Origin of the sequence: Streptosporangium sp. NPDC000095 (genome assembly GCF_042899335.1) — a bacterium.
In the GTDB taxonomy this organism is placed as follows: Bacteria; Actinomycetota; Actinomycetes; order Streptosporangiales; family Streptosporangiaceae; genus Streptosporangium.
This window is the reverse complement of the sequence record NZ_JBIAZS010000003.1, coordinates 26,650-52,139: the sequence shown is the minus strand read 5'-3', so window position 1 is coordinate 52,139 and position 25,490 is coordinate 26,650. Positions and strand designations below refer to the sequence as shown.

Here is a 25,490-nt window from a genome sequence, read left to right as displayed (position 1 = left end):
CTCAGGGAAGCCGACCGATCTCGAAGTCGTCGAAGTACACCCGGGTCTCCGTGGAATCCCCCGGCCGCTTTCCCACGGTGAGCCCGAACCTGGGTCTGCCTTTGGCCCCGTCCGCGTCCTCGTCCACGGCCTCGGCCACGAGACGGTCGTTCACCCAGAGCGCCAGACTCACCTCGTCCCCGTCCCGGGAGCACTCGGCCCGGAGCGTCGCCTTCTCCTTGGAGAAGGCGGGCGTGAGGAGGTCGGGCGTCATGTCCCACGCGGTCACGCTGGTGTTCTTGCGGATCCTCGCACGCCCGTCCGGACGAATCTCCAGGGTGTAGTAGTGAAGGTGCTCGTCGTCGAGTTTGTAGTCGCAGGAGACCCCGGTCCAGGCGTTCCAGGGCGTGCCTTTGGCGATGTCGATCCGGACGGCGACCAGCGCGCGCTCGGGAGGCTCCGCGTTGACAGGCGCATCGGTCCAGCGGTCGCTGTTGGAGAAGTCGGTGGCCAGCGTGTAGCGGCCGTCCCCGGTGTAGCCGCGGGGCGTGTCCACCCGTGTCCCGTCGTTGGGCCAGCCGGACTTGTCGTTGCCGAAGTCGTCCCGGTACAGCACGTCGGTACTCACGGGCGGGCCCTGGGGGAGCGCGCGGATTCCGATCACGGTGCCCGCCGCCAACAGGAGAGCTCCGGCCGCCGCACCGCCCACGACCGCCGAACGCCGCCGGAACCACGGCGTCCGACCCGCTTCCCGCTCCGCCGGGCCCGTCACCCGCACGGTCGGCGGGAGCAGGCCGAAGAGGTTCAACCGCAGCGTGTCCGCCAGCTTGGCGGTGTCCTCCGCGTCGTTCCTTCCGACCAGGCCGGACAGCAGGTCCTGCGCGGTCGGCCGGGCCTCCGGGTCCTTGTCGAGCGCGGCCTTCACCAGATCACGCAGGCCCCGTTCGAGGTCCTCCAGGTCCGGGGTGTGGTGCATGACCCGGTAGAGCGCCTCGGGCATGTTCCGTGCGGCGAAGGGAGACCTCCCCGTCGCGGCGGCGACCACCACGCACCCCCAGGCGAAGATGTCGGCGGGCGGGCCTGACGTTCCTCCGGAGAACCGCTCGGGAGCCATGTAGTCGGGAGTACCGATGACACGGCCCGTCGAGGTCTGTCCACCGTTCGCGTCCAGGGCACGGGCGATACCGAAGTCGATCACCCTGGGGCCCAGCGGTGACAGCAGCACGTTGGCCGGTTTGAGGTCTCGGTGCATGACCCCCGCACCGTGAATCGCGGTGAGCGCGAGCGCCACCCCAACGGCGAGCGCCTCCAGGTTGGCCCCGCTCAGCGTGCCGTGATCGCGCAGCACACGGGCGAGGTCGGGCCCGGCGACGTACTCCGTCACGACCCAGAGCGGCTCACCCTCCAGCCGGGCGTCCAGGACCGGAGCGGTGCAGAACCGGCTCACCTTCCGCGCCGCGGCCACCTCGTTCTTGAACCGCGCCACGAACTCCGGGTCGGCGGCCAGATTCGTGTTGATCACCTTGATGGCCACCGGCCCTGACGGCCCCTCGGCGAGATAGACCGTCCCCATCCCACCCCTGCCCAGGCGCCCGGCGATGCGATAGGGACCGAGCACGGTCGGGTCGGCGGGCTCAAGACCGAGCACGGGAGGAAGTCCGTATGCCGTCACAGCGGAAGATCCTAGATCGCACGCGTTGCCGACGGAACACGATATACCGCCAGAACAATCGAAATCGATCTGCCCGGAGTCCATCGAAGAACGCCGCGGCCGATCAGGGGATCGCCTTCCTGCTGATCGCCCACCGGGCGATCAGCAGGCCGGGGTTGAGGCGAAGCCGAACACGGTCGCGTGAACGACGTCGGTGGGATGCGCTTGGCCGTTGAACCGGCCGGGCGTCACGGGGGTGACGCCCGGCCTCGCGGTCCGGCCACTGGTGGGACGGCCCGGTTAGCCGGTCAGGGCGCCTTCCTCGGGAGGTACAGGTCGACGGAACTGTGGATGATCAGGTGGTCGGAGCAGGGGTGGGTGTCGCAGTTACCGGCGTCCACGATGTCGACGCCGTCGATCGGCACGCTGAAGTGGTCACGGCTGAGGAAGGTGTAGTCGATCTTGCGGTTGCCGCCGACCCGTGTGGGCCGGCCGCCCCTGACCGGTTCGCACATCCCGTCCTCGCCGATGCAACTGCTCCAGTAGGTGTCGGTCTCCCAGAAGTTTCCACTCCCGGCCGGGTAGTAGAGCGTGCCGATCGCGGCGTCGTCCGGGGTGAGGTTGAGGTCGCCCATCAGGATGAACGGCCTGGAGTTCGCCTCGGGACCGAACACGCGGGTCAGCTCCCGGGTCTCGGCCTGTGCTCCGGAGGCGTCGCCGTCGGCCAGGTGTGTCGAGCAGGCCTTCACCGGCTGATTGGCCGGCGGGAAGTTGGCCACGACGCAGGCGACGCTGCGTTCCTCCGTGATCACGGGCTGGTCCCGCTCCTCCAGCTTGTGGTCACTGGTGAACATGTATCCCTTCTGCTGGGTCACTTCGGCGCGTACCAGGATGGCGTTCCCGGCCTCGTTGCGGGTGTCGGGGAAGACGATGCAGTCGGGGACGAACGTGCGGGACTCCTGGAAGTATCCCTGCATCGCGTATCCGGCCGCCGCCAACTGGTCCACCAGGTGCGCGTACTGACGGTCACAGATCTCGTTGAGTGAGATCACGTCGGGGCGGCGCGCCTGCACCTCCCGCACGATCCGCCCGATGATCGGGTAGGTGCCGTTGTTCAGGATGCCGCCGGACAGGTTGAAGTGCATCAGCTTCAGCGGCGTGACGGGGTTGAAGCGCACGCCGCTGGTGGCGACGCCGCTGGTGTTGCTGTTACGCAGATGCCACTGGAAGGGGCCGTTGGTCAGGGGCAGCGCGACCGCGGGGGTGTCGGAGCCGTTGCCGTCCCAGTCGCCCGTGGCGAAGAACACCGACGACGCGCTGCCGCTGCCGTAGGTGAACGTCACATTGGCCGATCCGGCGTTGTTGGTGTTGCGCAGCTGCCAGGTGAAGGGACTGGTGGCGGTGCTGATGAACCCGATGGTGTCACGGCCGTCGTTGTTCCAGTCGCCCGCGATGGGCTTGCCCGTACCGCTGCTGTAGGTGAAGGTGAGGTCGGCGCTCCCCGCGGTGTTGTTGTTGCGCAGCAGGTACGTGTTGGGACTGCCCGGCCGGAACAGGCCCGGGGTGTCGTCGCCGTCCTTGTCCCAGTCTCCGACCAGGGGCTGGGTGTCCGAGGCCGCACCGTAGCCGAAGGTCACGTTGGCGGACCCCGATGAATTGCTGTTGCGCAGTTGCCACGACGGCGTTCCGCCGGTGCGTACGAAGACCCCCGGGGTGTCGATGTCGTCGTTGTTCCAGTCGCCCACGATCGGTGTCGCGCCGGAGGCGCCGTAGGTGAAGACGGTGTCGGGGACGAGGTTGTCGACCCAGAAGTTGTCGTATCGGTCCGTCAGGTACCACGTCATCGGGTTCGTGGAGGTGTCCACGATGCCGTACGTGTCCGTACCGTCACCGTCCCAGTCTCCCGAGATGATGACCCTGTCCTGGGATTGCGCCACGGCCGGTGCGACCGGCGACACGACCGCCATCGGCACCACGGTGAAGAGCACCGAGACGATAATCGTGACAATCCTTCGTAACACTCGAATACCTCTTTCGGATTCCTCGCGAGGTCGAGGTGAGTTCATGCTGAGTCGGCGAATCACGAAATCGATAAAGCGCATGATTCGCGGCGGACCGTCACGGTCTCGTAGCTGCGGGGCATGAGACGGTGGAAATCAGTCCGCTGAGGCTCCGTTCGGCGATCCGGCACCGATGCGGAGCGGTGAACCCTCAGGCGGCGCGAGCGCGGGGAACGGTGTCGATGCCGTGTTCGGCGACGGTGCCACGGTGAGGGGATGCGGTGAGAGCCGTCGGCCTCGCCACTCGCGATCGGAGCGCGGGTGCCGACGAGCCTTCATGGATGTCGGCGGCGGTGACCTGCACCGCCCGCGGCGTCCGGGAGCACCGGTGAGAACGCCACGCCTTCTGCCGACGCTTCCCCTTCGCAGCGTCGTTTTCCCAGGTGGAAGCGGGTGCGTTGGCCGAGGATGTGACGCCTGGGCGTCGGTCACGCGGAAGGTCGGTTCGAGCGCGCGCCTTCCGACGACGCGGACCGGCCGGCGCGGCGAGCCTCCGAGACACCACCGGGCGAGACGGTTGCCCGCCCTGACCAGGAACGGACGGTCGTCGCGCCGGGCGGCGCCGGGGCATGGCGGCACGGTCGAGACGAGGAAGGTGCGCGGGTCGTGCTCACGCGGTCGGCGCTTGGACGAACCAAAGCCATCAGGCGAGCTCCAGATGTGTTGAGACGAACGCGACTTTCATTCGAACTTGATGGCGAAGCTACATTGCCGAACTCCAGACTGTAAAGCCTTTTCCATCCTGGTCGAAAAGCGTTGAGTTTCCTCACAGAGTGTGCGTCTCATCGGCCGGGAAACGGCCGGAACCCTCGCCGTTCAGGAGGAGCTCGATGGCTTCGCGCGGTCTCTCGGCGTCGCCTTGGAGCGCACGACCGACACCTACGATTCACTGGTGCGCGCCGCACTGGCCCCGGCCTAGGACCTGGAACAGGGACAGGTCACCGGCCTCGACCGGGTCACCACACGGCAGGCAGACCGCTTTCACGTCCATGGCCGGCTGGACCGCCGTGAACGCGGCTGTGCGGACGACGTCAGCGTGGCCGGGCTTCTTCCATCGGCCGGAAATCGGCGGTAATGCCGGGCTCGGCGGGTTTCCGCCTGGCAGCTGTGACCACTGTGGGTCCGGTGACTCAAGCGCGAAGGCCGGGCGTCACGGGGGTGACGCCCGGCCTCGCGGTCGGGGCCGGTCGACGGGGGCGCCCGTCGACCGGAGACAGCCGTTACCGGCGGGAGCCGGCTAGCCGATCAGGTGCTTCATGATCTTCTTGATGGCCGCGGCGCGCTCGGCCGGGGAGGCCACCTGCTCCAGGCCGAAGCCGAGGAAGACGGTGTCCTTCGTCGAGACGGCCGCCGTCTTGTCGGCCTGTGCCCTGGCGAAGTCACCGGCGCCCGTCGGGCTGCCCGGGGGCGGTCCGGGGATCGCCCAGTCGCCGAGACCGGACTCGAAGCCCTCGGCGGCGAGCTGGCCACCGACGGTGGTGACCTTGGTGTCGTCCACGAACACGCCGGCGCCGCCGGTGGCGGGGTCGGTCACGTAGCTGACCGACACCTCGACCTTCTTGCCCGCGTACGCGGACAGGTCGAAGGCGACCGGCTGCCAGCCGCCGGAGCTACCGGTGAAGGCGTTCCAGGCACCGCTCGTCCCGGTCGGCGCACAGGGGTTGCCCGGGGTGAGGTAGCGCAGCAGCCACGGGTGCTCGTCCAGCAGGAAGCCGACCTCGCACTGGGCGGGGACGTCGGTGCTGGTTCGGCCGTTGAGGTCGGGCAGGGTGGTCCAGTCGTCCTGGCCGACCGTGTGCGCCTCGACGATGACGTTGTCGTAGCCCTCCTCGGTGTCGTACGAGAGCTGGAACTGCAGCTTGGGCTGCTGCGCGGCCGGGACTGCCGCGAGGTCGATCGTGCGCGTCAGCCTCTTGTACGCGTCGTCGGTGTGCGGGCCCGCCACGTACCAGCCGCCCTCGACCGGGTCGAACGGGCCGGTCGCCCCGATGTAGTCGCCCGAGGCCCAGCTCTTGAACTGGGGGAACTTCGCGGGCGGCAGCGTGTTGCTGGTCACCTGCAGGTTGCCCGCCTCGTCCAGCGGGTTGTCGGCGAGCGCCGGGCCGCCGAAGGTGCCGCTCGCGCCGTTCAGCCCGGGACCGGTGCCGGTGAACCCGGTCGGCCCGACACGCGGGTTGCGGCCGTAGACACCGAGGTAGTACTGGGCGAAGTCGTCGGCGAGGATGAGGCACTCCTCGAAGAAGCCGTCCTGGGTGGTGATGACGCAGTCGGAGTCCGGCGCGCCGTCCAGGCCGTAGTAGATGCCGCCGAGGCTGGTGCCGAAGAAGCCGAAGTATCCCGCGGTCTCCCCGGTGTAGAGCAGCTTGCCTCCCTCGTTGAGGTAGTCGCGGACGGAGACGGTCAGATCCTGCTGCTCGCGCTTGACGTCCATGTCGGGAAGCGGGCCGAACGGGGTCTCGGTCTCCACGTCCTGGGCGTCCATCGCGAGCCGGTCGTCACCGAGGTACCAGGCCACCGCCTTGAAGTGGCCGAGCACCCCGAGGTGGTGCGGCACGCCCTGGGCGTCGACGTCCCACGTCTCCGAGGCGTATCCGGCGGTCTGCAGCGCCTGCCTGTACTGCGCCGCGTACTTCGGCGCGGTCACCGACGCCGGGTAGTCGGGGTTGAATCCCGTGTAGTCCTCGTTCGCCACGATGAGGACCTTGGCCTTAGACTTCTTCTCCAGCTTGTACGTGAAGTGTTCGCTCTCCACGGTCCCGACGCCGGGCTTGTGGCCGGTGAACCAGACCTCGACCTTGTCTCCCGGTTTCGCGCCCTCCACCTTGGAGCGGTACTCGGCGAAGTACAGCTTGTTCTCGTCGCCGTACCGCTCGCCGCCCTTCCACTCGCTGAGGCCGCGCTGGCGCACCGGGCCGCCGTTGATACGGAAGCGCAGTTGCTTGGTGAGCAGGGACCTCCGCATGGTGACGGCCACCGGCTGCGGGTCACCGTACGAGACGGTGAAGCTGTCGGGCCGGAAGTCGGGGACCGTGCGGCCCACCGGGGAGACCGGCGCGTCGGGGGTCTTCACGGACTTGGCGAGATTGACCGCGAGCGGGACGTTCTTGGCGAACTCCGCCTGGATCAGGGCCTCGCTGTCGGGGAAGGTGAAGCCCGAGCCGCCCGCGCAGTCGGCGAGCGTCCACTCGTCGTCGGGGACGCTCTCGACCGCGACCTCGCAGGTGCTCATCTCCGGTGTGATCGTGAGCGCGTCGTGCTTGTTGGTCATGTGACCGTCGGTCTCGCCGTTGGTCGTGTAGAGCTCGGCGCCGATGTCGGGGTCGTAGCCGGGTACGGCCGGGGTCGCGTCGTCACCGAGCAGCGCCTCGAAGATGAGGTCGTCGGGAGAGGGGGTCGCCTGCTGCCAGCCGACGCCGTACAGCAGCAGCTGGGCGGCCGAGTGGTAGTTGAGGATGTAGGTGAAGTCGACCCGCTTGGCGAGGTTGTCGACGGCCTTGGTCTCGGGTTCCGACTGCGCGCTCGGGCCCCGGTAGGTCTGGCTCGCCGGGTTGTCGGAGGAGCCCTCGTTGTCGTAGCCCCACTTGTAGGCGAAGTTACGGTTCAGGTCGACGCCGTCGGCGCTGGTGATCTGGCCGTCGTTGTTGTTGTCGCGGAGGTTCTTGCGCCAGAGGCGGTTGCCCGCGGTGAAGGTGTGGTCGTAGCCGTCGGGGTTGGAGACGGGGATGAACCAGAGCTCGACGTTGTCGACGAGCTGGGTGATCTGGGGATTGGTGCCGTAGCCGTTCAGGTAGTGGAGCAGGAGCCTGCGGTTCATCTCCGGGGTGATCCACTCACGGGCGTGCTGGGCGGACATGTAGAGCACGGCCTTGCGCGCCCCGTCCTTGAGCTGCCGCGCGTTCTTCGTCACCTTGATCGCGGTGAGCGGCTGCCCCTTGACCGTGGTGCCGAGGTCGACGACCTTGGCGATGTTCGGCTTGGCGTTCGCCGCGTTGACGATCTGCTCGCGGATGCCGCCGGCGCCGCTGTACGGCTTGAAGACGCCGTCCCCCTTCGCCGCCTGCCTGCTCGCCGCCGCGGGCCGCTGGACCTTCAGGTCGAGGCCCGCCTTGCCGAGCTGCTCCGCCTGGGCCGCGCCGAGGATCGCCTCGACGCTGACCTTCTCCCCGTTCGCGGACCTGGTGATCCGCAGTTCCTCACGCTCGACACCCGACTTCAGCAGCTCGTCCATCTGCTGCGGGGTGAGCTCGCCGACGTAGACGCTCACTCCGTCGTCGCCGTCGGCGGATGGATCGGGTACCGCCGCCGCGGGCGTGCTCACCATCAGGCCCAGAAGCAGGACCGCGATTGCGAGAACGACCGATCTCGCACGTTTCATTGCGACCTCCGTACATCCCCCGAAAGATAGGAATGCACGAAATCTGGGGGATAGTCGGACCTGAGTCAACGTCAACCATCGCCATGATTCCGCGCTGACCTGATCCGGTCAGGAGGCGCCCGGGACTTCCGGAATCGCGAGGGACGCGCGGCGTGCGAGTCCTCGAAGACGCTCCCGAAGCCCTCTCCGAAGCCGTCTTCATGGACCGTCTCCGGAGACGGTCCATGAAGACGGCGAGGGTCCCGGCCGGGCGAACCTGGCCGGGGCCCTCCTGGCGGGGAACCGCGAAACCGTCAGCTCCCGAAGTCGCCCGTGGCGACCCCGGCCGCGTAGCGAAGCCCGCCGTACAGGTGGGCGCGGAAGTTCGGCTCACTGTAGGACTCGATGGTGTGGCCGAGGCCGGTGTACCAGGACCGGCCGCCCTCGTACGTCCTGTACCAGGCGATCGGGTGGTCGTCTCCCATCGACCCGCCGGAGTAGGTCGACTCGTCCAGCGTGGCGAGCACGTGGACGGTGGAGCGCGGGTTGGTGCGGTAGTTGTACAGCTCGTCGGTGCGCACCCAGGTCGTCGGCAGGTGAGCCGTCGAGGGGTGCGCGCCGTCCTCCACCCGCACGGTCACCTGCTGGATCTCGGGGTGGGAGGAGAAGTAGGCGCCGACGAGGCCGCCGTAGAAGGGCCAGTCGTACTCGGTGTCGGCGGCGGAGTGGACGCCCACGTATCCGCCACCGTCCGCGACGTACGACTCGAACGCCGTCTTCTGCGCGGCGTCGAGCACGTCGCCGGTGGTCATCAGGAAGACGACCGCCCGGTATCGGGCGAGGTTCTCGGCGGTGAAGACACCGGCGTCCTCGGTGGCGTCGACGGTGAAGCCGTTCTCGGTCGCGAGCTCGCCCAGCGCGGCGATGCCCGCCGGGATGGAGTCGTGCCGGAACCCGGCCGTCTTGGAGAAGACCAGAACCTCGTATGCCGGATCAACGGTCATAAACGGAGCACCCAGACCAATCGTGACGACGATCATCGCGGTGATCACCGCGATGTATTGCGTACCCTAAATCCCCATTTTTCATAGGAAGTAGCTGTATCGCGTAGATCGCTGGGTGCCGTACCCCCGCGCGTGGCGGAGCCGGAGAGCCGGGATCCCCCTCGGTGGGGCCCACCGGCGCCGGTCGGGGCCAGATGGCCGCGATCGGATAAATCAGTCGAAGCCAGGGCGGAGAAGCCGGGATCATGACTTCCATGACGTTCCACGACGACAAGGACAGCGGCCGATCCCGCCGGGAGATCCTCGCCGAGTTGCACGACTCGCTGGATCGGCGGTACCGGCCCGAGGACGTCGCCGATCTGGTGCTGCCAGCACTGGACGGGCAGCTGTCGCGGCGTGAGCGTACGGTGTTGGAGCGCGCGGCCAGGTACTCCTCCCGTCGCGAGGGCTGGTTCTCCTCGATGTCCACCGATTACGCGAGGCCGGTCGGCGGTACCCGGCAGGTCGCGGCGGCGAGCCGTCTGTTCGAGCGGTCGGCGCAGGTCGACCCCGACGTTCCCGAGTCGCTGCTGGAGTTCGCGGCGAACATGGGGCGCGAGATCCGGTGGACGCCGGACCGCGGTGACTTCCTGGCCGACCGGCTCAACCGGGACGCCCGGAAGGCCGCGGGCATGGACCTGTCCAAGCGGCAGTACAACCGCCGGTTCAGGGTGCTGCGCCGGGTCGCCGCCAAGGCGGGCACGCTGGGTACCGAGCAGGTCAAGCGGCGTCTGCTCATGGTGGGCGTCACGGGATTCGGCGCGGACATCCCACTGGAGCGGTTCGTCTCCGACGTCGACGCCGCGTGCTTCGTGGCGTACTACACCGCGCGTCGCAAAACACGCCGGAAGTTCAGCCTGTCCGGGCGGGAGAATCCGTTCGACGAGATCGCGTCGATGCTGCTCGACCGGTGCGCGGACCGGAGCGACTGGTGGATGATCGCCCAGGTACGCACGACTCCCGACATCCTTGGACGCCTGACCGACGAGGAGCGTGGACGGCTGCTGGGTCAGTGGTCGGCCGTCATGCGGCACAGCGCCGATGTGCTACGCGCCTGCTGGAACCCCGGCACCGACCGCACCACGATGCTCGTACGGCGCGGGGACGACTCCACCACGTGGAACAACCTGGCGGTCGCCTACAACGCGGCCCGGGCCGCCTGGTTGTCCTGCCTGGCGTCGCTGGACGCGTTGGAACTGCTGGAAGTGGCCTGTCCCGGCAAGGTGATGCGCCTGATGGCCGCCGATCTGGCCGCCTGGCATCGCGAGACCGGCGGCGACGTCGATCCCGACACCGCGGTGTGGGCGGCGCTGCCGCTGCCCTGGGAGGTGCTGGACGGCACCGCGGCCTGCCCGCGGGTCACCGTGGAGGCGGCCTGCCATGCGGCCGGGCTGGACCCGGAGCAGACGGGGTGGACCGCGCCCGCGGCTCGACGTGGCGTCGCGGTGTTTCGGCCGACGCCCGAACTGGTGCACGGGGTGACCGTCGCCGATCCGGTGTGGGCGGCCCTGCTGCGGCGTGCCGGGGTGTTCAGCGGCAGGAGCGTGAAGCCCGAGCTCGCCGCCGACGCCCGCCACGGACTGGCCTCCGGAGTCGTGGTCGGTGATCTGCCCGCCGCGGACCTCCCGGAGAAATAGGCCGGTCACCCCGCTGAGGGTCAGCGGTGGCGCCGCCGGGCTTCGGATCGGGTGAGCGCCGGTGCGGGCCCGTCGGCGCCACCGATATGCCGGAATACCGGTGGCGTCCGCCAGGTGGCAACGGTCATACTGAGGCGCGGCCCGCTGTAGCTCAGTGGTAGAGCGCCTGGCTCTTCATCCGGGTGGACGCCGGTTCGAGCCCGGCCGGCGGTGCCGTGCACGATGGATGCGCCTCGTGGTAGCTCAGTGGTAGAGCGCCCGGCTCTGGGACCGGGTGGACGCCGGTTCGAGCCCGGCCGACGAGGCCTTCCACCGAACGCTCCGGGCACCGATCGTGTCGCCCCCTCCACCGGACAGAGATCGCCTCCGGCGAAGTGGTGGACGAGCGGGTCTTCACGCGATCCCCACCGCCGAGACCGGACTTCTTCTCGCAGGTGAGCCAGGAGCCGACCGGGTCCCCTCCTTACCGCGCACCGTGGAAACACGGGTCGAACCTCACGGCACCACTCGACGAATGACAGATCCTGCCGCGAAAGAACAGGATTCCAGAAAAGGCGGATCCGGCCGGGTCAGGCTTTCCCGTCGCACATCCGCCGAATCGAGGCGGCCTTTCCGGCCGCGCGTCGACGGCGCCTTCGCGAGATTTCCGGTCATACGGCGACGAGGCGGTGGCGACTTTCCGGTCACGCGTCGGCGCAGGATCGGAGATGGACGCCGGACCCCCGTTCCCCTCCCTTCAGCACCGAACCAGAATTAGAATGATATTTCATACCATTCTACCTAAATCGCCTCACAGATCTTCGCGACCTCGCACTGACACGGCTTCACATCGGCGACCCTCCGGCACGCGCGAGGGCCGCGAAACGCGGCCGGTCCACCGGATCCGACCACGGCGGGACGGTCGACTCCCCGAGGGAGCGAACACCTCCACGACCTGCGACGACACAAAAGCCCTGCCCTCACCCGCCGGAATCGAGACATCTCATCCGAAGGACCGACGGCGGGAGAATCAACCGAGCCGTATTCCAAAGAAAGCACATCAGTGGATATGGTGACGCACGCCGGTATCTACGGCAGAATCAGTGGCCTGTCAGGCGGCACAACGAACAACATCGATCTCCTGCGAGGTTTCATGGTTGTGGTGGCGGCTCCGAATGCCTCCGGTCACGGGGTCATCAACATAGAGCTCGACGAATTCGAGACGAACGACCACGCCTCGATCTACGACGACGACACCCGGGGGGCACTGGAAAAGCCCTTGGAAATCAGCCGCCACCTGTTCAGCGAGGCACTTCAGATGGTGGCGAACTGCGCCCACGAGGCGCGCAACCAGATCGAGGCCATGGAGGAGAAGGCCCGTCCCGACGAGTTCGAGATGCAGCTCGCCGTGAAGGTCGACGGCAAGGTCGGCGCGAAGATCGTGGAGTTGAGCTCGGGGGCACAGATCATGGTGACGCTGCGCTGGAGGAAGCCGGCTCCATGACCAAGGTGCGGATTCTGCCCTACAGCCACGTCGTCGGACAGGCCGACCTGCTCCGATGCCTGGAGCTCGCCTTCGTCGCCCCGGGCATCGGCGGTGTGCTGCTCAGCGGCGAGCGCGGCACGGCGAAGTCGACCACGGTGCGGTCCTTCAGCCTGATGGCCTACGGCGAGCTTCCGGTCACGCTGCCCATCAACGCCACCGAAGACCGCGTGCTGGGCGGCTGGAGCATCGACGCGCTGATGACGGGCAGGACCGAGCGGCAGCCGGGCCTGCTGGAGGCCGCCGACAAACAGGGCCTCCTCTACATCGACGAGGTCAACCTCCTCGACGACCACCTGGTCAACATCATCCTGGACGTCACCTCGACCAACGTGCTCGTGGTCCATCGGGAAGGGCTCGACCGGCCGACGATCCCCGTCAGGTTCACCCTGGTCGGCACCATGAATCCGGAGGAGGGGTGGTTGCGCCCGCAGCTTCTCGACCGGTTCGGCCTGCTGGTGCCCGTGAGTGCCGAGACGGCGGCCGAGCAGCGGCACGAGATCCTCCGCACGGTCCTGCGGTTCGAGGAGGAGATCACCAAGTCGGACTCCTCGTGGCTGGAGAACGGCGCCAGACAGGATCGGGAGATAAGAAAGCGGCTCAACCGTGCCAGGGCGAGGGTGGGAGAGGTGAAGATGCCGGACGAGATCCTCGGCCTCTGCTCCCGGATCTCGGCGAAGTTCGAGGTGGCCGGACACCGCGGCGAGAAGGTGATGGCACTCGCCGCCAGAGCGCGAGCGGCGCTGGACGGACACGGCACCGTCACGTCCGACGACGTCCGCGCCGTCGCCGAGTTCGCCCTCGCGCACCGCCTTCCCGAGGCGGTGTACGGAGAGTCGATCAAGTGGACCGCCAAGGAGCGAGACCAGCTGGACACGATCATCTTGGGGTGACCATGGCCATGCCGACCGCGTCGCGAGTGAGGTACGCCCTGGCGTGCGCCGCGCTCGATCCACGGCTTCGCGGGGTGCTCCTGTTCGACCTTGAGCCCGCCCTGCTGCTCGACATCGGGCAGTGGCTCGGCTCACTCCTCGGAAACCCCCACCCGTACGTGCTGGGAGCGTCGGCCGTCGCGGACAGCGCGTGGATCGGCCTGTCCTCCGGGCCCACGTTCGGCGTCTCCCCCGGTCCCCTGGTCGACAGGCCCGGTGCTCCTCCTCTCACCGTCCTCGTCTCCGATCTCGCGAAGCTCTCGCTCACCGGGCAGCGGGCCGCGCTCACCCTCCTGGACACCGACGTGGCCCACCTGGAGCGCGAAGGGCTCGGCGTGACCTGGGCACCGCGAAGCCGGTGGGTGGCCGTCTGCGCCCGCGCCGACATCGGCCGGATCCCTCCGCATCTGCTCGACCGCTTCCCGCTGCGCATCGACGCCTCAGGACTCTCCGCGGACCTGGACCCCCCGTCGGAGGAGTGGCGTCGCGCGCTGGCCGAGGGCCGACCGGCGACCGTACCCGACGAGGTGGTCACAGGAATCGTCGGCCGTACCGCGACAGGCACGGCCGGTGCGCGCCGAGACCTCGCCCTCGCCAGGATCGGCCGGGCGCTGGCGACCCTCGACGGCCGTGCGCGGACCACGGACGCCGACGTCGAGCGAGCGGTGTCACTCCTGCGTCTCCCTCCACCACGCGGCCGGGGTCACGGCGACGACTCCGGCCCCGGCGGTGGCGTTCAGGAAGGGGACGCCACCGTGGGAGGCGGAGGGGCCGGACGGCGGCGCGACAGGGAGGAGCGGTCCCCGCGGGCGCGAACGGACGGGTTCGACGTCGTCTCCCCGGCTCCCGCCGAGCCGCTCGCTCCGGGCCCCGCCCCGCCCGCCGACCTCGGCGGCCCCTACCCGGAGGACGACATCGAGCCGGAACGGGATCCGGGGTCGCTTCGCTCCCAGGCGACGCGGCACTCCTCCTCACGGCCGAGCCACGGCAGGTCCATCGGATCGCGCCCCGGCGCCTTCGGCGACCTGGCGATCGTCGCCACCATCCTCGGCGCCGCTCCCCTGCAGGCCCGGCGGTGCGAGGATCACTACTCGCGCCCCCCGCATCCCCTGCACCTGATCCCACCGGATCTGAGGGTCCATCGCCGAGGCGCCGACCCGGCCAGGCTCCTCGTCCTCGTCCTCGACCACACGTGCAGGGCGGGCTGGAACTGGCTCGACGCCCTCGCCCCCTATCTGCAGTGGGCCTATACCGGCAGGGCGGCCGTCTGCGTGATCGAGGTCGGCGCCGCGGGCGTCGCCAACGAGCTCCGCGCCCAGCGATTCAGCGCGTCCAGCCTGCTCGACCCGCGGGTCGTACGAGCCCTGGAACGGCCCGTCGGCCGCTGCACCCCGCTCGCGCACGGGCTCGACCTCGCCGTCGAGACGTTGCGCCACCGGCTCCACCTGGGGAGGGTGCCCGCCGACGACGTGCTGCTCGTCATCGTCACCGACGGGCGCGGCAACATCCCGTTGCGCGCGAGCGCGACGGGTGAGCTGCCCGATCTCGTCGGCAGGGAGGGAGTGGAGGACGCGCTGGCGATGGCACGAGAACTGAGCAGGATGAAACGGATCCACGCCGTCGTCCTCGATCCCGGGCCCCGGCCGGGCGCCACCCTGACACGCGCGCTGGCCGAGGCCTGCGGTGCCCGGCTCCAGCACGGCGGTGAACCCCGGTGAGCGGCATGCCGAACGGGCTGCGCAGGGCACTGATCAACGGCGGACGTCCCTTCAACCCGCACGCCGCCGGACCGGCGCGTCCGCGGCCCCCCGGGGATCCCGGGGTGGCGGAGGCACCGGCCGACGCCCCGGGGGCGGAGGTTTCCACGACGACCGTCCTTCCCTCCACCCCCGTCGACCCGACCGCCGGTCTGCCCCCCAGGACCGCCCGCCTGAACGTGTGGCGGGAGAGCGGCACCGGCAGGGAGAGTTACGGGCTCGCGGGGATCTGCTGCTGCGGCATCGCGCTCACCTACCAGAGACAGCCGCAGCAGGTGAGGCCTCCCAAGCTCGCCCTGGGAGACCTCATCCGTCGCGGCAGCGGCGGGGAGTCTCCGGTCGAGACGTTCTGGCGCCTCAGAAGCTGGTCCAAGGACGCGAGCGAGGGTCTCAAAGGCTTCATCTCCGCGATCCGCCGGGCGCACGGCGACGACGTACGCATGATCATCGAGGATTTCACGGGCTACGACCTCCCCTGGGAGTTGCTGCGGCACCGTGACAGGGGCCTGGCCGGTGAGTGGCTGGGCGCGCTGTTCCCGATCGCGCGCTCGGTGGGGACACCGCCCGCCGCGGTGACCGACTGCACCGGAGAGATCCTCGCCTACGTCGCTCCCGACATGTCCGACGACCGCGCCCTGCTGGATCGATTCCGGACGACCACCACGGACGTCACCCTCAAGGACCTGCTGAATCTCCTGGACGCGGAGGGCGACCCCGTCTCTCTGGTCTACGTGGCCTGCCACGGAAGATACGGGAACGCCGACAAGCCCTCCTTGGGAGCCGAGATCAAACTCCTTGAGGGCTCTCGCGACTCGAAGCGCGGGATCAGTCTCCGCCAGGTCCACGCGCGCGACCTGCTCCGCCTGGAACGAGCCGGTGGGCTCGTCTTCCTCAACGCCTGCCACTCCGCCAGGGAGAGGGTCGATCCCGACCTCGACAACACCGTCCTGCGCAGCTTCGCCAGGGTCTTCCTCGACGCCGGGGCCTCCGGGTTCATCGGGACCATGGGAGAGGTCGGCCTGAAACACGGGTACGACCTGGCGAAGAGCCTGCTCGACGCGCTCTCCGAGAACCCGGGGACGCCCGTCGCCGTGGCCCTGCGCGACCATCGGAGAAGAGTGTCGGCCTCGATCGGGGACGACCTTGACGAGGACGACAAGGAGGCCGTCGGGAAGCTGCTCCCGTTCTTCTACGCCTTCATGTACGCGTACTTCGGAAGCCCGGAGACCACCCTGAGGCCGACGCCACGCGAGGAGACCCGGTGAGTCCGCCCACCATCCAACTGGAGCCGCTGGTCAGCTGGCCCCGGACCATGACGGTGGGCCAGGAGTATCTGGTCACGGTGGACCTCAGGCTCGCACGTCCCGGAGACGAGTGGCCGTACAGGGAGGAGGAGTTCGTCTTCAGCTGCATGCTCGACGGCGGGGAGCGGGTCGCCGTCGAGTCGGTGGACGACATCTCGGTGATCCTGCACCGGTTCGGTGGCACGTACGGGCCTGCCAGGTTCGTCGTGACCGCGCGGGGAGAGGCCGGGGACCACAGGCTCCGGCTCAGCCTCAGCACCCAGAGGGGCGCCACCGTGAGGACCGACATGCTGCCCGTGCGCATCACCGCGCTCCCGCCCGGGGAGGACCGCCGGGGCGATCTCCAGGCGACACCCGGGATTCCCCTGCCCGGAGACCGGACGAGGCGGGAGAGGACCTGGATCGCCGCGATCCATCGGGGAGACGATCCGAGGCCGGTGGGCGCCGGAGTCCTCGTCGGCGAGAACCGGCTGCTCACCTGCGCCCATCTCGTCGCCCACACCGGCCACCGCTCCACGGAACGGCTGTGGGTGACCTTTCCCCGGGCGAACACTCCGACGCGTCGCTACGGCGCCTCGGTGGTCTCGGTGGGGACCTCGGTCGCGCCGTCGGCGACGTCTCCGGGCGGCCCCGCGTTCCTGCTGCTCGCGGAGCGCCCTTCAGCGGAGGTGGTCTCGGCGCCCCTACGGCTGGAGGAGGCGGACGACCTGGTGGGGCGGCGGTGGCTGGTGGAGGGGCCGGTCGACGTCGAGGGCCGGAGTGTGATCGTCAAGGGGATGATGGATCCCGCTTTCGCCCACGGGAACGTCACGCTCACCGCCGACCCGGGCCATCGGCTGGATCCCGGCCTCAGCGGCGCCCCGGTGTGGTCGCCGGGCTACGCGGCCGTCGTCGGAATGGTCACCTCCGCCGACGACCTCGGCGGCGGGGTGGCGATCACGATGCGGGAGGTGAACAGACTGCTTCCCGGACAGCTGCCCGAGGCGCCCGGCAGCAGACCGGGCGGTCCGGACCGGATGAACGGCCCGAACCTCTGGGGACGCCCCGCTCTCGTGCCTGACCCCGTCGCGTCGTACCCCGGTACCGGTGCCTCGCCGCCTGCCGGCATCGATTTCCTGGACGAAGCCGCCTACCTGATGGATGAGATGGACGCGCGTCCCGCTCCCGTGCCGCCGAAGCGGGCAGACGTGATCTTCGCCATCGAGATGTCCGGGAGGCACGAGACGGTCCAGCGACGCAGGCAACTGGCCGCGGACATCATCGAACGGCTCGCGGTCACCTACCCCGGCGAGGTGAACGTCGCGGTCGTCGGCTACACCTACCACGACTACAAGCGCCGCGGCGACGGGCGCCGGCCGGTGGTCACCGGCTCCTGGCTGGAACCCGCCGAGGACGCCCTGGAGTCACTGGCGCAGCTGGAGTCGACGTCGGAGGTCTTCCCCGGGGCGGCTCCCCTGGAGGACGCGCTGCACTACATCGACGAGCGCCTTCCCCCCGATGAGCAGGACCGGCCCGTCGTCCTGCTGGTGCTGGCGGGGCAACCGCCCCACCCGGCGAGGGCGAGCCGAGACGCCGCGCTTCCCTGCCCGAACCGCTACGACCACCGGAAACTGACCGATCGGCTCGCCGAGCGCGGGGTGCGTCTCATGGCCGTCACCGACGCCCCACCCGGCCGGGTGTCCCCTCACCTGCGAAGGATCGGCGCCGACCACTCCGTGGAACTGCGGCGGGCCGACCCCGCCGCCCTCGTGGACGCGATGGCCATACGAAATGTCGCGTCCGCCGGGAGTCCCGTGCTCACGCGCGTGACCGCGGCCGGGCGCGACCTGGCAACCGACCCCGAACACATCGTGCGCCGCATCGGGTTGCTGGGCGCCGTGGGCAGCGGCAAGTCGGCCTTTCTCGGCGCGCTCAGCGTGGCGGTCCTGCGCCAGGACTCCGGCCTGTCGGTGCTGGGTGCCGACAGCGCGGCGGCCGCTCGGCTCGTCGAACTCACCGACGCCCTCGTACGGGAACGCAGGTTCCCCCCGGCGAGCGCCGACCTGGACGACGCGGAGGTGACGATCCGGACGAGCCGGTTGTCCCGGGGCTTCATGGGAATGGGGCGCCGTGAGACCGGCGTCGTCCTCCACCTCGGCTCCATGACCACCTCAGGTAGGCCGCGCGAGGACATGGCACGATGGCTCGCCGCCTGTGACGATCTGATCTATCTCTTCGACCCCCTCCGCGAATCCGGGTGGGACGACGCCACCGGCTTCTTCCTGAGGACGCTGCCGAAGCTCGGCCTGCCTCTCGACGAGACCGGTCGCCTGCCGCACCGTCTCGCGGTCTGCGTGACCAAGTTCGACGACTACAGGGTGCTGGAGACGGCCAACCGGCTGAGGCTGCTCACGACCGACCCCGAGGACCCCTTCCGGTTTCCCCGGGTGGTCGGCGAGGACGCCGAGGAGTTGTTCACGCAGTTGTGCGGGTTGTCGGACGTGTACCCCGGCATGTTTCCCAACGTCCTCGGTCGTCTGTTCCACGAAAACCGGACCAGATACTTCGTGACCTCGTCGATCGGCTTCTATCTCGATCCCAGGAAGAGGCTTTTCGACATGGAGGACTACCAGAACATCGTTCCGGCTGCCCTCGGACCCGAGGGCGGCCAACCGGCCTCCTCCACCGAATCCGGTGCCCACCCCGCCGGCGAGGTTCGGGTACGCGGCGAGGTGCATCCGATCGACGTGGAGAAGCCCTTCCTCTGGCTGGCGCAGCCGTGAGGCGGAGCGCTCCGGGGTCCTTCTCTCCCCGGTCCGAGGCCGGAGGCGTGCGCGGTAGGTGATCCGAGGCGGCGCGGGAGCGTGCTGCTTCCGTGACAGGGGAGCGTGCGTGCGCGACGGATCGGGATCCTCCGGGATGTCATCGCTAGAGCTGGAATTTCTCGAAGGTCTTTGACGTGATGCCCCCCTGGACGAGGAGCTCGCGGAAGACGAGCTGCGCGAGCAGTTGGCGGGCGGGGGCGTCGCACAGCAGTGCGAGCGCGGCGAGCCGCGGCGCCGGCAACACCTCGGTATGAGAGGTGAAGGCCTCCCGTAACTCGTCGGAGTCGATGGACGAGCCGTAGTCGGCCACCAGCAGGACGAGGCATCTCTCGAACCGGCTGTCCGCGTCGGTCCCCTCAAGCCGCTCGATCGCGGCCCTGAGACGTGCGCGGCCCCGCAACGTCGTGCCGATGCCGGCCCGCTGTGAGGGCTTGGCGCAGCGGGCCGCGAGTTCCGAGCACACCAGCCGTACGACGGAGGTGTCGATCGGCTCCCGTTCTCCCGCCTCGACCAGTTTCTCGACGGAGAGCGACGCGAGGGCCGGCGCGGACCGGCGCGGGTCGAGGCGGCCGGCGAGCCGCACCGTGACGGCCGGATCGGCCACCGGCATCCGGGACAGCGCGGTCAGGAGCCGTGCGGGAACCGGATCCACGTCCCTGAGGATCTGCTCAAGCCCGTCCACGGTGAGCTTGGGCCCGTAGGCCACGCTCAGCACCAGGTCGTAGAGATGCTCCTGGACCGACGGGACCAGGACGGGACTCCTGTCCAGGAGGCGGCGGTCGCTCACGATGTTGCGGCGGCGACGCACGCCGCCGTTCACGGCGGCCGAACCCCGCAGCGCGTCGAGCCTGGCCAGGTGATCGGGGATCAGGCCGACCTGCCCTTCCTCGATGCTGTCGGCGCAGGCGATCAGCAGGTCGTCGATCGACGTGTGGGAGGGCTCGCCACCGGACTCGACGATCGAAGGGACGACCTCCAGGTCCTCCGTGGAGAACCTCCGCTGCCCGGTGTCGCGGGCGAACCGCGCGATCAGCCCGGCGAGTCCCTTCTCCATCCCGCTCGCCAGCATCTCGTGGTAGCGGTGGGCGACGGGATGGCTCTCGGGAACGCTCACCTCCTGCTTCCAGGCGATGGTGAGCGCGTTCTCAGAGGGGTGGTCGGCGAAGAACAGCCTGCTCCGGTGACCGGTCGCGAGGGGAGCCCACGTCGAGGCGATCAGTTTGGTCCTGAAGCCGTACGGGAGCAGCGCGGCCACCGTGTCCAGGAACCTGAGCCGGTCGAGCAGCGACACTCCGCCGCCTTCGACGACGCAGACCTTTTTCCCGGTGAGCAGGAGGGCCGCCGCGCCGATGACGGTCTGGTCCACGGCCTCGGCGGTGACCTCGGCGTCCAGTGCCGGCGGGTCGATGACGAGCGGACCGCCGTCCGGCGGTCTCTGATCTTTCAGCGCCCGGTAGAGCCGTTCGTAGGAGACGGGGCCGAAGGCGGCCTGCGCGTAGGGCACGCAGAAGCAGCGGGTGACCGCTATCTCCCGGCCCAACCCGTCGAACGTGCCGGACCACTCCTGGACGGCGAGGAAGATGTGCGCGTCCTCGGCGGCGCCGGCCCAGGCGATCGTCACCTGGGGAAGCTGCCTGGGGGTCGTCATCGCGTACCGCTCGACGAGCTCGGAGAAGCCCGAGCGGGGGATCCGTCCCTGACCGCAGGACAGGACCTCGGGCAGGCCCTTGCTTCCGGGGGACATGCCCCACAGCGCCCACTCGACGGTTATCGGCATGGCCGGCCTCCCACTCAGAAGTCCGGGAAGAGCAGGAAGAGCTCCACGAGTGCGATGATCATGAGCGCGACGATCACGGAGTACAGGGTGAAGGGGGGCACGGGATACTCGGCCCTTTTGCCTCGGCGTCCGCGCCCGAACCACTGCCTCCGCTCCTTCCTCGGCGGATCGGCCGCGATCAGGTGGCCCACACCCGACTCGGATTCGAGCAGCGACCTCTCGATCTCCTCGATGACCTTGCGGTCGAGTCCCGAATCGCGCACGAGGTTGATGGCGGACTTCTTCAGGGCGTCTCCCGCGCCCTTGCCGAACAGGAACGCCGCGGTGGCGAACAGCGGCGCCGACTGCCAGCCCGAGGAACGGACAACCTCCTCGAACTGCTTGGGGCCGAACTCCTGCCCGTAGGCCGCCCTCAGCAAGCGGTAGAGCCTCTCGAACCGGGCCTGGTCTCCGGCAGGATGAAGCCCGCTGATCGCGTCGGCGAGATAACCGTGCTCGCGCAGGGCCTCGGCGATCTGATGGTCCTCGGCATGGCCGCCCCCCCGGCTGACGAGCTCGTCACAGGCGATCTCCATCACCCGCATGTCGTAGGGCTGCCGTGCGGCCATCGCGACCAGGTCCCTGGTCTGCAGTGGCCTGAGTATCTCCTCCAGCTCCTCCCTACCCTGGTCGTGCGCCGTTTTCATGGAGGCGACCGGATCGGGAGAGGGCCTGTGGACGATCGCCGTCGTCGACACCCTGACCGGCGGGGCCACCTCCCGGGCGACCTCGTCCGTCCGCGGCGCGGACGAGGCCGGCGGACCGTGTCCGGCCATCTGGATCACCGCGAGCAGGTAGGCCCGCAGTTCCTCGGGCAGACCGTCCTTCGGCGGCAGCAGCCGGCGGTCCCTGATGATTTTCTGGTACAGGGCCCGCTCGTCGTCCGAGATCGCCACCCCTCGGCTTGAGACAACGTCGCCCAACCTTTCGAGGACACCCCTGATCTCGGCCGTCCCGCCGCGTTCGAGGACGTCGGCGCACTCGGTCAGCAGCCCTTCCACCGAGTCCTGAGCGCGCGGGGACACGGGCGGGGGCGTGAGTGCGGGCGGGGAGGGTCTGAACCCCCGTAGGAGGTCCAGCGCACGGGCCCTGCCGTTCTTGCCGAACGTGAGCGGTTCGGTCCGCGAGGCGAGCCAGCCGACCAGATCGGCGTCCGGATCGTGACGCGCCAGCAGGGTGAGGTAACGGTACGCGTCCTCCTCCCGATCGGGGATCTCCGCCGGCCGTCCCCAGACGACCGGGTATGTCCCGGCCGGGACGTGCTGGGTGAACGCGAGCCTGATCTTGTGGTCGGCGGTGCTGCTCGCCCAGGTCGACGCCGTCAGCCTCGCACGCATGCCGTACGGGAGCAGCGCGGCCACCGTGTCGAGGAATCGCAGACGCTCGATCATCGGAACGGCCTCACCACCCACGACGCAGACGTGCTGACCGGTCATGAGCAGCGCGGCCGCGTAGATGGCCGTCCGGTCGATCCTCGCCGCGACCGCGCCGGAGTCGAGCTCGGGAACGGAGACGACAAGTTGCCTCTCCGTGGGCAGCAAGACCCCCCCGAGGGCCTGGTGGAGATCTTCGTAGGACACGGGGAAGGCGGGCTGGGCGATGTGGGCGTACGGCAGGCAGAAGTAGTGGGTGCGGGCGATCCTGCGGTGCCGTCTGTCCTCCTCGTCCGACCAGCTCTGGATGGCCAGGACCAGGTGCGCGTCGTCCCCGCTGCCCACCCATGCGATCACGACCTGGGGCAGCTCCTCGGGAGTGCCGATCGTGTAGACGGTCCTGATGTCCTCGAAGTCGTCACGGCTGAGCAGCCCCTGGCTGCAGGCGAGGATCCGGTAGTCGTCACCGCTGCCGGGGGGCTTTCCCCCGACCGCCCATTCGAACGGCAGTCGCACCGTGCTCATCGGCCAGTCCTCCTGATCGGCTACGGCGCGGAAATCCGCTGTCCGAGCCAGAGCATCGGCTCCATCACATTGATGGGACGCACCTCACCGCGTATCCGAATCTCGGTGTTGTATCGGGTCTCGGAGGCCGGCTCACCGTCCACCGGCCGGGAAATCGTCGGAACAAGGTTCTGATAGTCGTCCATGTCGAAGAGCTTGTTCTTCGGACCGACATAGAAACCAATCGATGACGTGACAAAGTACCTAATTCGGTCTTCACGGAAAAATCGCCCAATAGCATTCAGCACCATATCCGCGTTTCCGCTCGCCGACACCCTGCACAGCTGCTGGAACAGCTCTTTCGCGTCGTCGTTCGCCACCCGGGGAAACCCGAAAGGATCCTCGGGGTCGGTCGTGAGCAGCCTCAGCCGCTTCGCCGTCTCCAGCACCTTGAAGTCGTCGAACTTGGTGATGCAGACCGCGAGATGGTGCGGCAGCTTGCCGTCCGTCACCGCGGATCCGGCGATCACCTGCTCGGCGAGCTGGGCCAGGGCCCCGTAGAAGTATTCGAACGCGTCACCGTCCTCGTTCTCCCTGATGGGATCGAAGAGGAAGACGATGCCCCTGCTGTGCACCAGGTTGCGGAGCAGGTCCTGCTGGGAGGCGCCGCCTCCTCGCTGGTTGCCGAACGCCCCGCCGGGCGGGTCGAGGAGATTGATGCCGATCTTGAGGGCACGGGGCGTTCTCGACCTGCGGAACCAACGTGTACGCCGCTTGTGCTGCCCCACCAGGAACCAGTTGTAGTTGTCCAGCCCCTGCGTCGCCGGAGGGAACACCTTGTCCCGCGACAGCGCGGTGGTCTTCTCCGTCAGAAAGCTGGTGGACTGGGCGTCCGCGCCCACGACGCTCCAGTCGCCCTCCTGGCGGAGCAGGGCGATGTTGAGCGCGGCGAGAAGCGTGGTCTTCCCACTGCCCGGAGCGCCCCACATCGCGATGTTGGGCAGCGAACGCTCGGATCCGAGGTCGGGAGCCACGCGCTGCCCGCTCCACATGTTCGTCATGGCACCTCAATCAGGGGGAAGGGGATCGGTTGGTCCTGAGGCGCCGTCAGACCGAGCTCGGCACCGAACTCTCGGATGTCCAGAGCGTCCAGCCAGGTCAGCGCGGTGGCACCCAGGCGGGACCAGACGGGGTCGGCCTCTCCGACGTCTCGGTCGCAGATCGCTCCGAACGCGATGCCGGGGTGCTGTCCGAGCCGGCGCAGCAGCGCGCGCCAGTCGTGGCGATACGGGCAGGGCAGGATCGTCCCGTTCACCCTGGCCGGATGCGGCGGCCGGTCGCCGACCGTGAGGAGCACCGTCCGCTGGGCCTCTCCCTCACCGATCCGGCCGGCCACCACGGCGAGCATGTCCTCCAGCTGCGCACCGTGCGGGTGGCCTTCCGGCGCCGGGTCGCGCTCCTCCAGGCGGGACAGCGAGGCGAGGGCCTGCCCGGGAGGAGCCAGCCAGTCCGCGACCTCGACCTTCACCTCGGGGACCCTCCGGTCGTAGGAGTGCGCACCGTAGGCGACCAGTGAGACCCGGAGGAAACCCGAGGGGTCCGCGGACATCCTCGTGATCATCTGACGGATGCGGTCGAGCCGCGTCGTGACGTCACCCGGAGCACCGCTGATCTCCACCGCGCAGATCAGGTGCCGCGAGCCGTCCCGGGGGTCGAGCCGGCGCGGGACCGCCTCGACCAGGTCGGCCCAGCTGCGGTCGTCGTCCACCAGCCCCGGCAGACCGAGGAAACGGACCCGGCCGGGTCTCTCCAGCTCGACCGTGAAATCGTGAAGGCCGGGAACGAGTCTCGCCGACTGCACCGACAGCAGCAGCGGCCTCCGCCCCCAGGCCACCACGGCGAACGCGGTGCCCCTCTCGTCACCCGCCTCGCAGCGAGCACTGACCTCGGCGACCGCGCCGGGCCTCGCCCCGATGCCGAACAGCTGGTGAGCGGCGAGTTCGAGCCCACCCGTCACCGCGCTCCGCCTCAGCACGACCAGCTCGTACGGGCGGTCCAGCGGGTCGTTCCCGACGACCTCGCGCAGCAGCGCGTCGACCCGCACGTCCGCCTGGACGAAGGCCATCGCCTCCGGACACGCCGCGTGCAGCCAGGTCATCGCCTGCCCGGCCAGAGGACTGTCGGGGAAGGAGCAGACAAGGATCAGCACGTCATGGGAGTGGACGCCCGCGGCGCGGAGGACGGCTTCCTCCGTGGGGTCCTGCCTCGCGGCATCACGCCGCGCGGGGTCCTGCCACGTGAGGTCGCCCCGCGCGAAATCGCGCCCGCGCTCCCCCGACAGAGAGGTCCACGGGATCACCGGGGTGAACCGGCAGCGCGGCCTGCCCAGGTCGTCGCGGCGCAGGTGGAACGTGGTGATGCCGTCGGCGGCCACCTCCACCACGGTCAGCCCCCCGGACTCGTCGAGTCCCGCGACCGCCCCGGCGAGAGCCTTGCGGAGCGGAACCTCACCCGGCTCGGTCACCTGATGGCCTCCGTAACGCGTCTGAAGAAAGGCACGGAGCACCGTCGGCGCGACGACTCCGCCCGCCTCCCGAAGCCCCCGGCGAATTCCCGAACATCTGCGGCGTAATTCCCTTTCCGCCTTTTGTCAAGGTCGCGACGGCCTCACAATGATCATCTCCGGGACGCTCCCCGGGCTTGATTTCCCTGCGGTATAAGGAATCACACCTTACGGAATTATAATAGTGTCCA

Annotated in this window: 15 protein-coding genes and 2 tRNA genes; 9 read left to right on the top strand and 8 right to left on the bottom strand. The window is 69.1% G+C overall.

The window, feature by feature from the left end:
• Position 1: 1 nt before the first annotated feature.
• Together ACFY3V_RS08540 and ACFY3V_RS08535 are read right to left on the bottom strand one after the other, a co-directional pair.
• Entirely contained in the window at positions 2-1,651 is a 1,650-nt protein-coding gene (locus ACFY3V_RS08540) for a serine/threonine-protein kinase (RefSeq protein WP_389771376.1), read from the bottom strand.
• Positions 1,652-1,938: 287 nt separating this feature from the next.
• The gene (locus ACFY3V_RS08535) at positions 1,939-3,618 is read right to left on the bottom strand and encodes an endonuclease/exonuclease/phosphatase family protein (RefSeq protein WP_389771372.1); all 1,680 of its coding nucleotides are present in this window, start codon (positions 3,616-3,618) and stop codon (positions 1,939-1,941) included.
• An 847-nt stretch (positions 3,619-4,465) separates the two neighbouring features.
• Here ACFY3V_RS08535 and ACFY3V_RS08530 point away from each other — a divergent pair.
• Entirely contained in the window at positions 4,466-4,609 is a 144-nt protein-coding gene (locus tag ACFY3V_RS08530; protein WP_389771369.1) for a hypothetical protein, read from the top strand.
• Between the two features lie 318 nt (positions 4,610-4,927).
• Here the strand turns inward: ACFY3V_RS08530 and ACFY3V_RS08525 are convergent, their stop codons facing one another.
• Together ACFY3V_RS08525 and ACFY3V_RS08520 are read right to left on the bottom strand one after the other, a co-directional pair.
• Positions 4,928-8,065: a M14 family zinc carboxypeptidase gene (locus ACFY3V_RS08525; protein WP_389771366.1), complete on the bottom strand. Its 3,138-nt coding sequence runs from the start codon at positions 8,063-8,065 to the stop codon at positions 4,928-4,930.
• Positions 8,066-8,358: 293 nt separating this feature from the next.
• The gene (locus ACFY3V_RS08520) at positions 8,359-9,048 is read right to left on the bottom strand and encodes a ThuA domain-containing protein (protein WP_362905035.1); all 690 of its coding nucleotides are present in this window, start codon (positions 9,046-9,048) and stop codon (positions 8,359-8,361) included.
• 245 nt (positions 9,049-9,293) lie between these two features.
• Here ACFY3V_RS08520 and ACFY3V_RS08515 point away from each other — a divergent pair, with 245 nt between their 5' ends.
• The 8 genes from ACFY3V_RS08515 to ACFY3V_RS08480 all read left to right on the top strand — a co-directional run bounded on the left by ACFY3V_RS08515 (position 9,294) and on the right by ACFY3V_RS08480 (position 19,001).
• Positions 9,294-10,724 (top strand): hypothetical protein, encoded by a 1,431-nt coding sequence (locus tag ACFY3V_RS08515; protein WP_389771363.1) that lies wholly within the window; start codon positions 9,294-9,296, stop codon positions 10,722-10,724.
• A 140-nt stretch (positions 10,725-10,864) separates the two neighbouring features.
• Positions 10,865-10,937, top strand: a tRNA-Lys gene (locus ACFY3V_RS08510).
• Between the two features lie 17 nt (positions 10,938-10,954).
• A tRNA-Gln gene (locus ACFY3V_RS08505) sits at positions 10,955-11,031 on the top strand.
• Between the two features lie 741 nt (positions 11,032-11,772).
• Positions 11,773-12,207 carry a CU044_2847 family protein gene (locus ACFY3V_RS08500; RefSeq protein ID WP_389772183.1) on the top strand — a complete coding sequence of 145 codons (435 nt, stop codon included), beginning with the start codon at positions 11,773-11,775 and terminating at the stop codon, positions 12,205-12,207.
• Positions 12,204-13,139 (top strand): AAA family ATPase, encoded by a 936-nt coding sequence (locus ACFY3V_RS08495; protein WP_362905031.1) that lies wholly within the window; start codon positions 12,204-12,206, stop codon positions 13,137-13,139. The genes ACFY3V_RS08500 and ACFY3V_RS08495 overlap by 4 nt, the downstream gene beginning before the upstream one ends.
• Entirely contained in the window at positions 13,136-14,896 is a 1,761-nt protein-coding gene (locus tag ACFY3V_RS08490; RefSeq protein WP_389771359.1) for a hypothetical protein, read from the top strand. The genes ACFY3V_RS08495 and ACFY3V_RS08490 overlap by 4 nt, the downstream gene beginning before the upstream one ends.
• A 5-nt stretch (positions 14,897-14,901) precedes the next feature.
• The gene (locus tag ACFY3V_RS08485) at positions 14,902-16,200 is read left to right on the top strand and encodes a CHAT domain-containing protein (protein WP_362905082.1); all 1,299 of its coding nucleotides are present in this window, start codon (positions 14,902-14,904) and stop codon (positions 16,198-16,200) included.
• The gene (locus ACFY3V_RS08480; RefSeq protein WP_389771356.1) at positions 16,197-19,001 is read left to right on the top strand and encodes a hypothetical protein; all 2,805 of its coding nucleotides are present in this window, start codon (positions 16,197-16,199) and stop codon (positions 18,999-19,001) included. The genes ACFY3V_RS08485 and ACFY3V_RS08480 overlap by 4 nt, the downstream gene beginning before the upstream one ends.
• A gap of 145 nt (positions 19,002-19,146) precedes the next feature.
• Here the strand turns inward: ACFY3V_RS08480 and ACFY3V_RS08475 are convergent, their stop codons facing one another.
• The 4 genes from ACFY3V_RS08475 to ACFY3V_RS08460 are packed head-to-tail and all read right to left on the bottom strand — an operon-like array spanning position 19,147 to position 25,260.
• Positions 19,147-20,820: a hypothetical protein gene (locus ACFY3V_RS08475; RefSeq protein ID WP_362905025.1), complete on the bottom strand. Its 1,674-nt coding sequence runs from the start codon at positions 20,818-20,820 to the stop codon at positions 19,147-19,149.
• 14 nt (positions 20,821-20,834) lie between these two features.
• A complete protein-coding gene (locus ACFY3V_RS08470) occupies positions 20,835-22,757 on the bottom strand; it encodes a hypothetical protein (protein ID WP_389771353.1) in 1,923 nt (640 codons plus the stop codon).
• A gap of 20 nt (positions 22,758-22,777) precedes the next feature.
• On the bottom strand, positions 22,778-23,797 hold the full coding sequence (locus ACFY3V_RS08465; protein ID WP_389771350.1) for a hypothetical protein: 1,020 nt from the start codon (positions 23,795-23,797) through the stop codon (positions 22,778-22,780).
• A complete protein-coding gene (locus ACFY3V_RS08460) occupies positions 23,794-25,260 on the bottom strand; it encodes a hypothetical protein (RefSeq protein ID WP_389771347.1) in 1,467 nt (488 codons plus the stop codon). The genes ACFY3V_RS08465 and ACFY3V_RS08460 overlap by 4 nt, the downstream gene beginning before the upstream one ends.
• Positions 25,261-25,490: the final 230 nt, after the last annotated feature.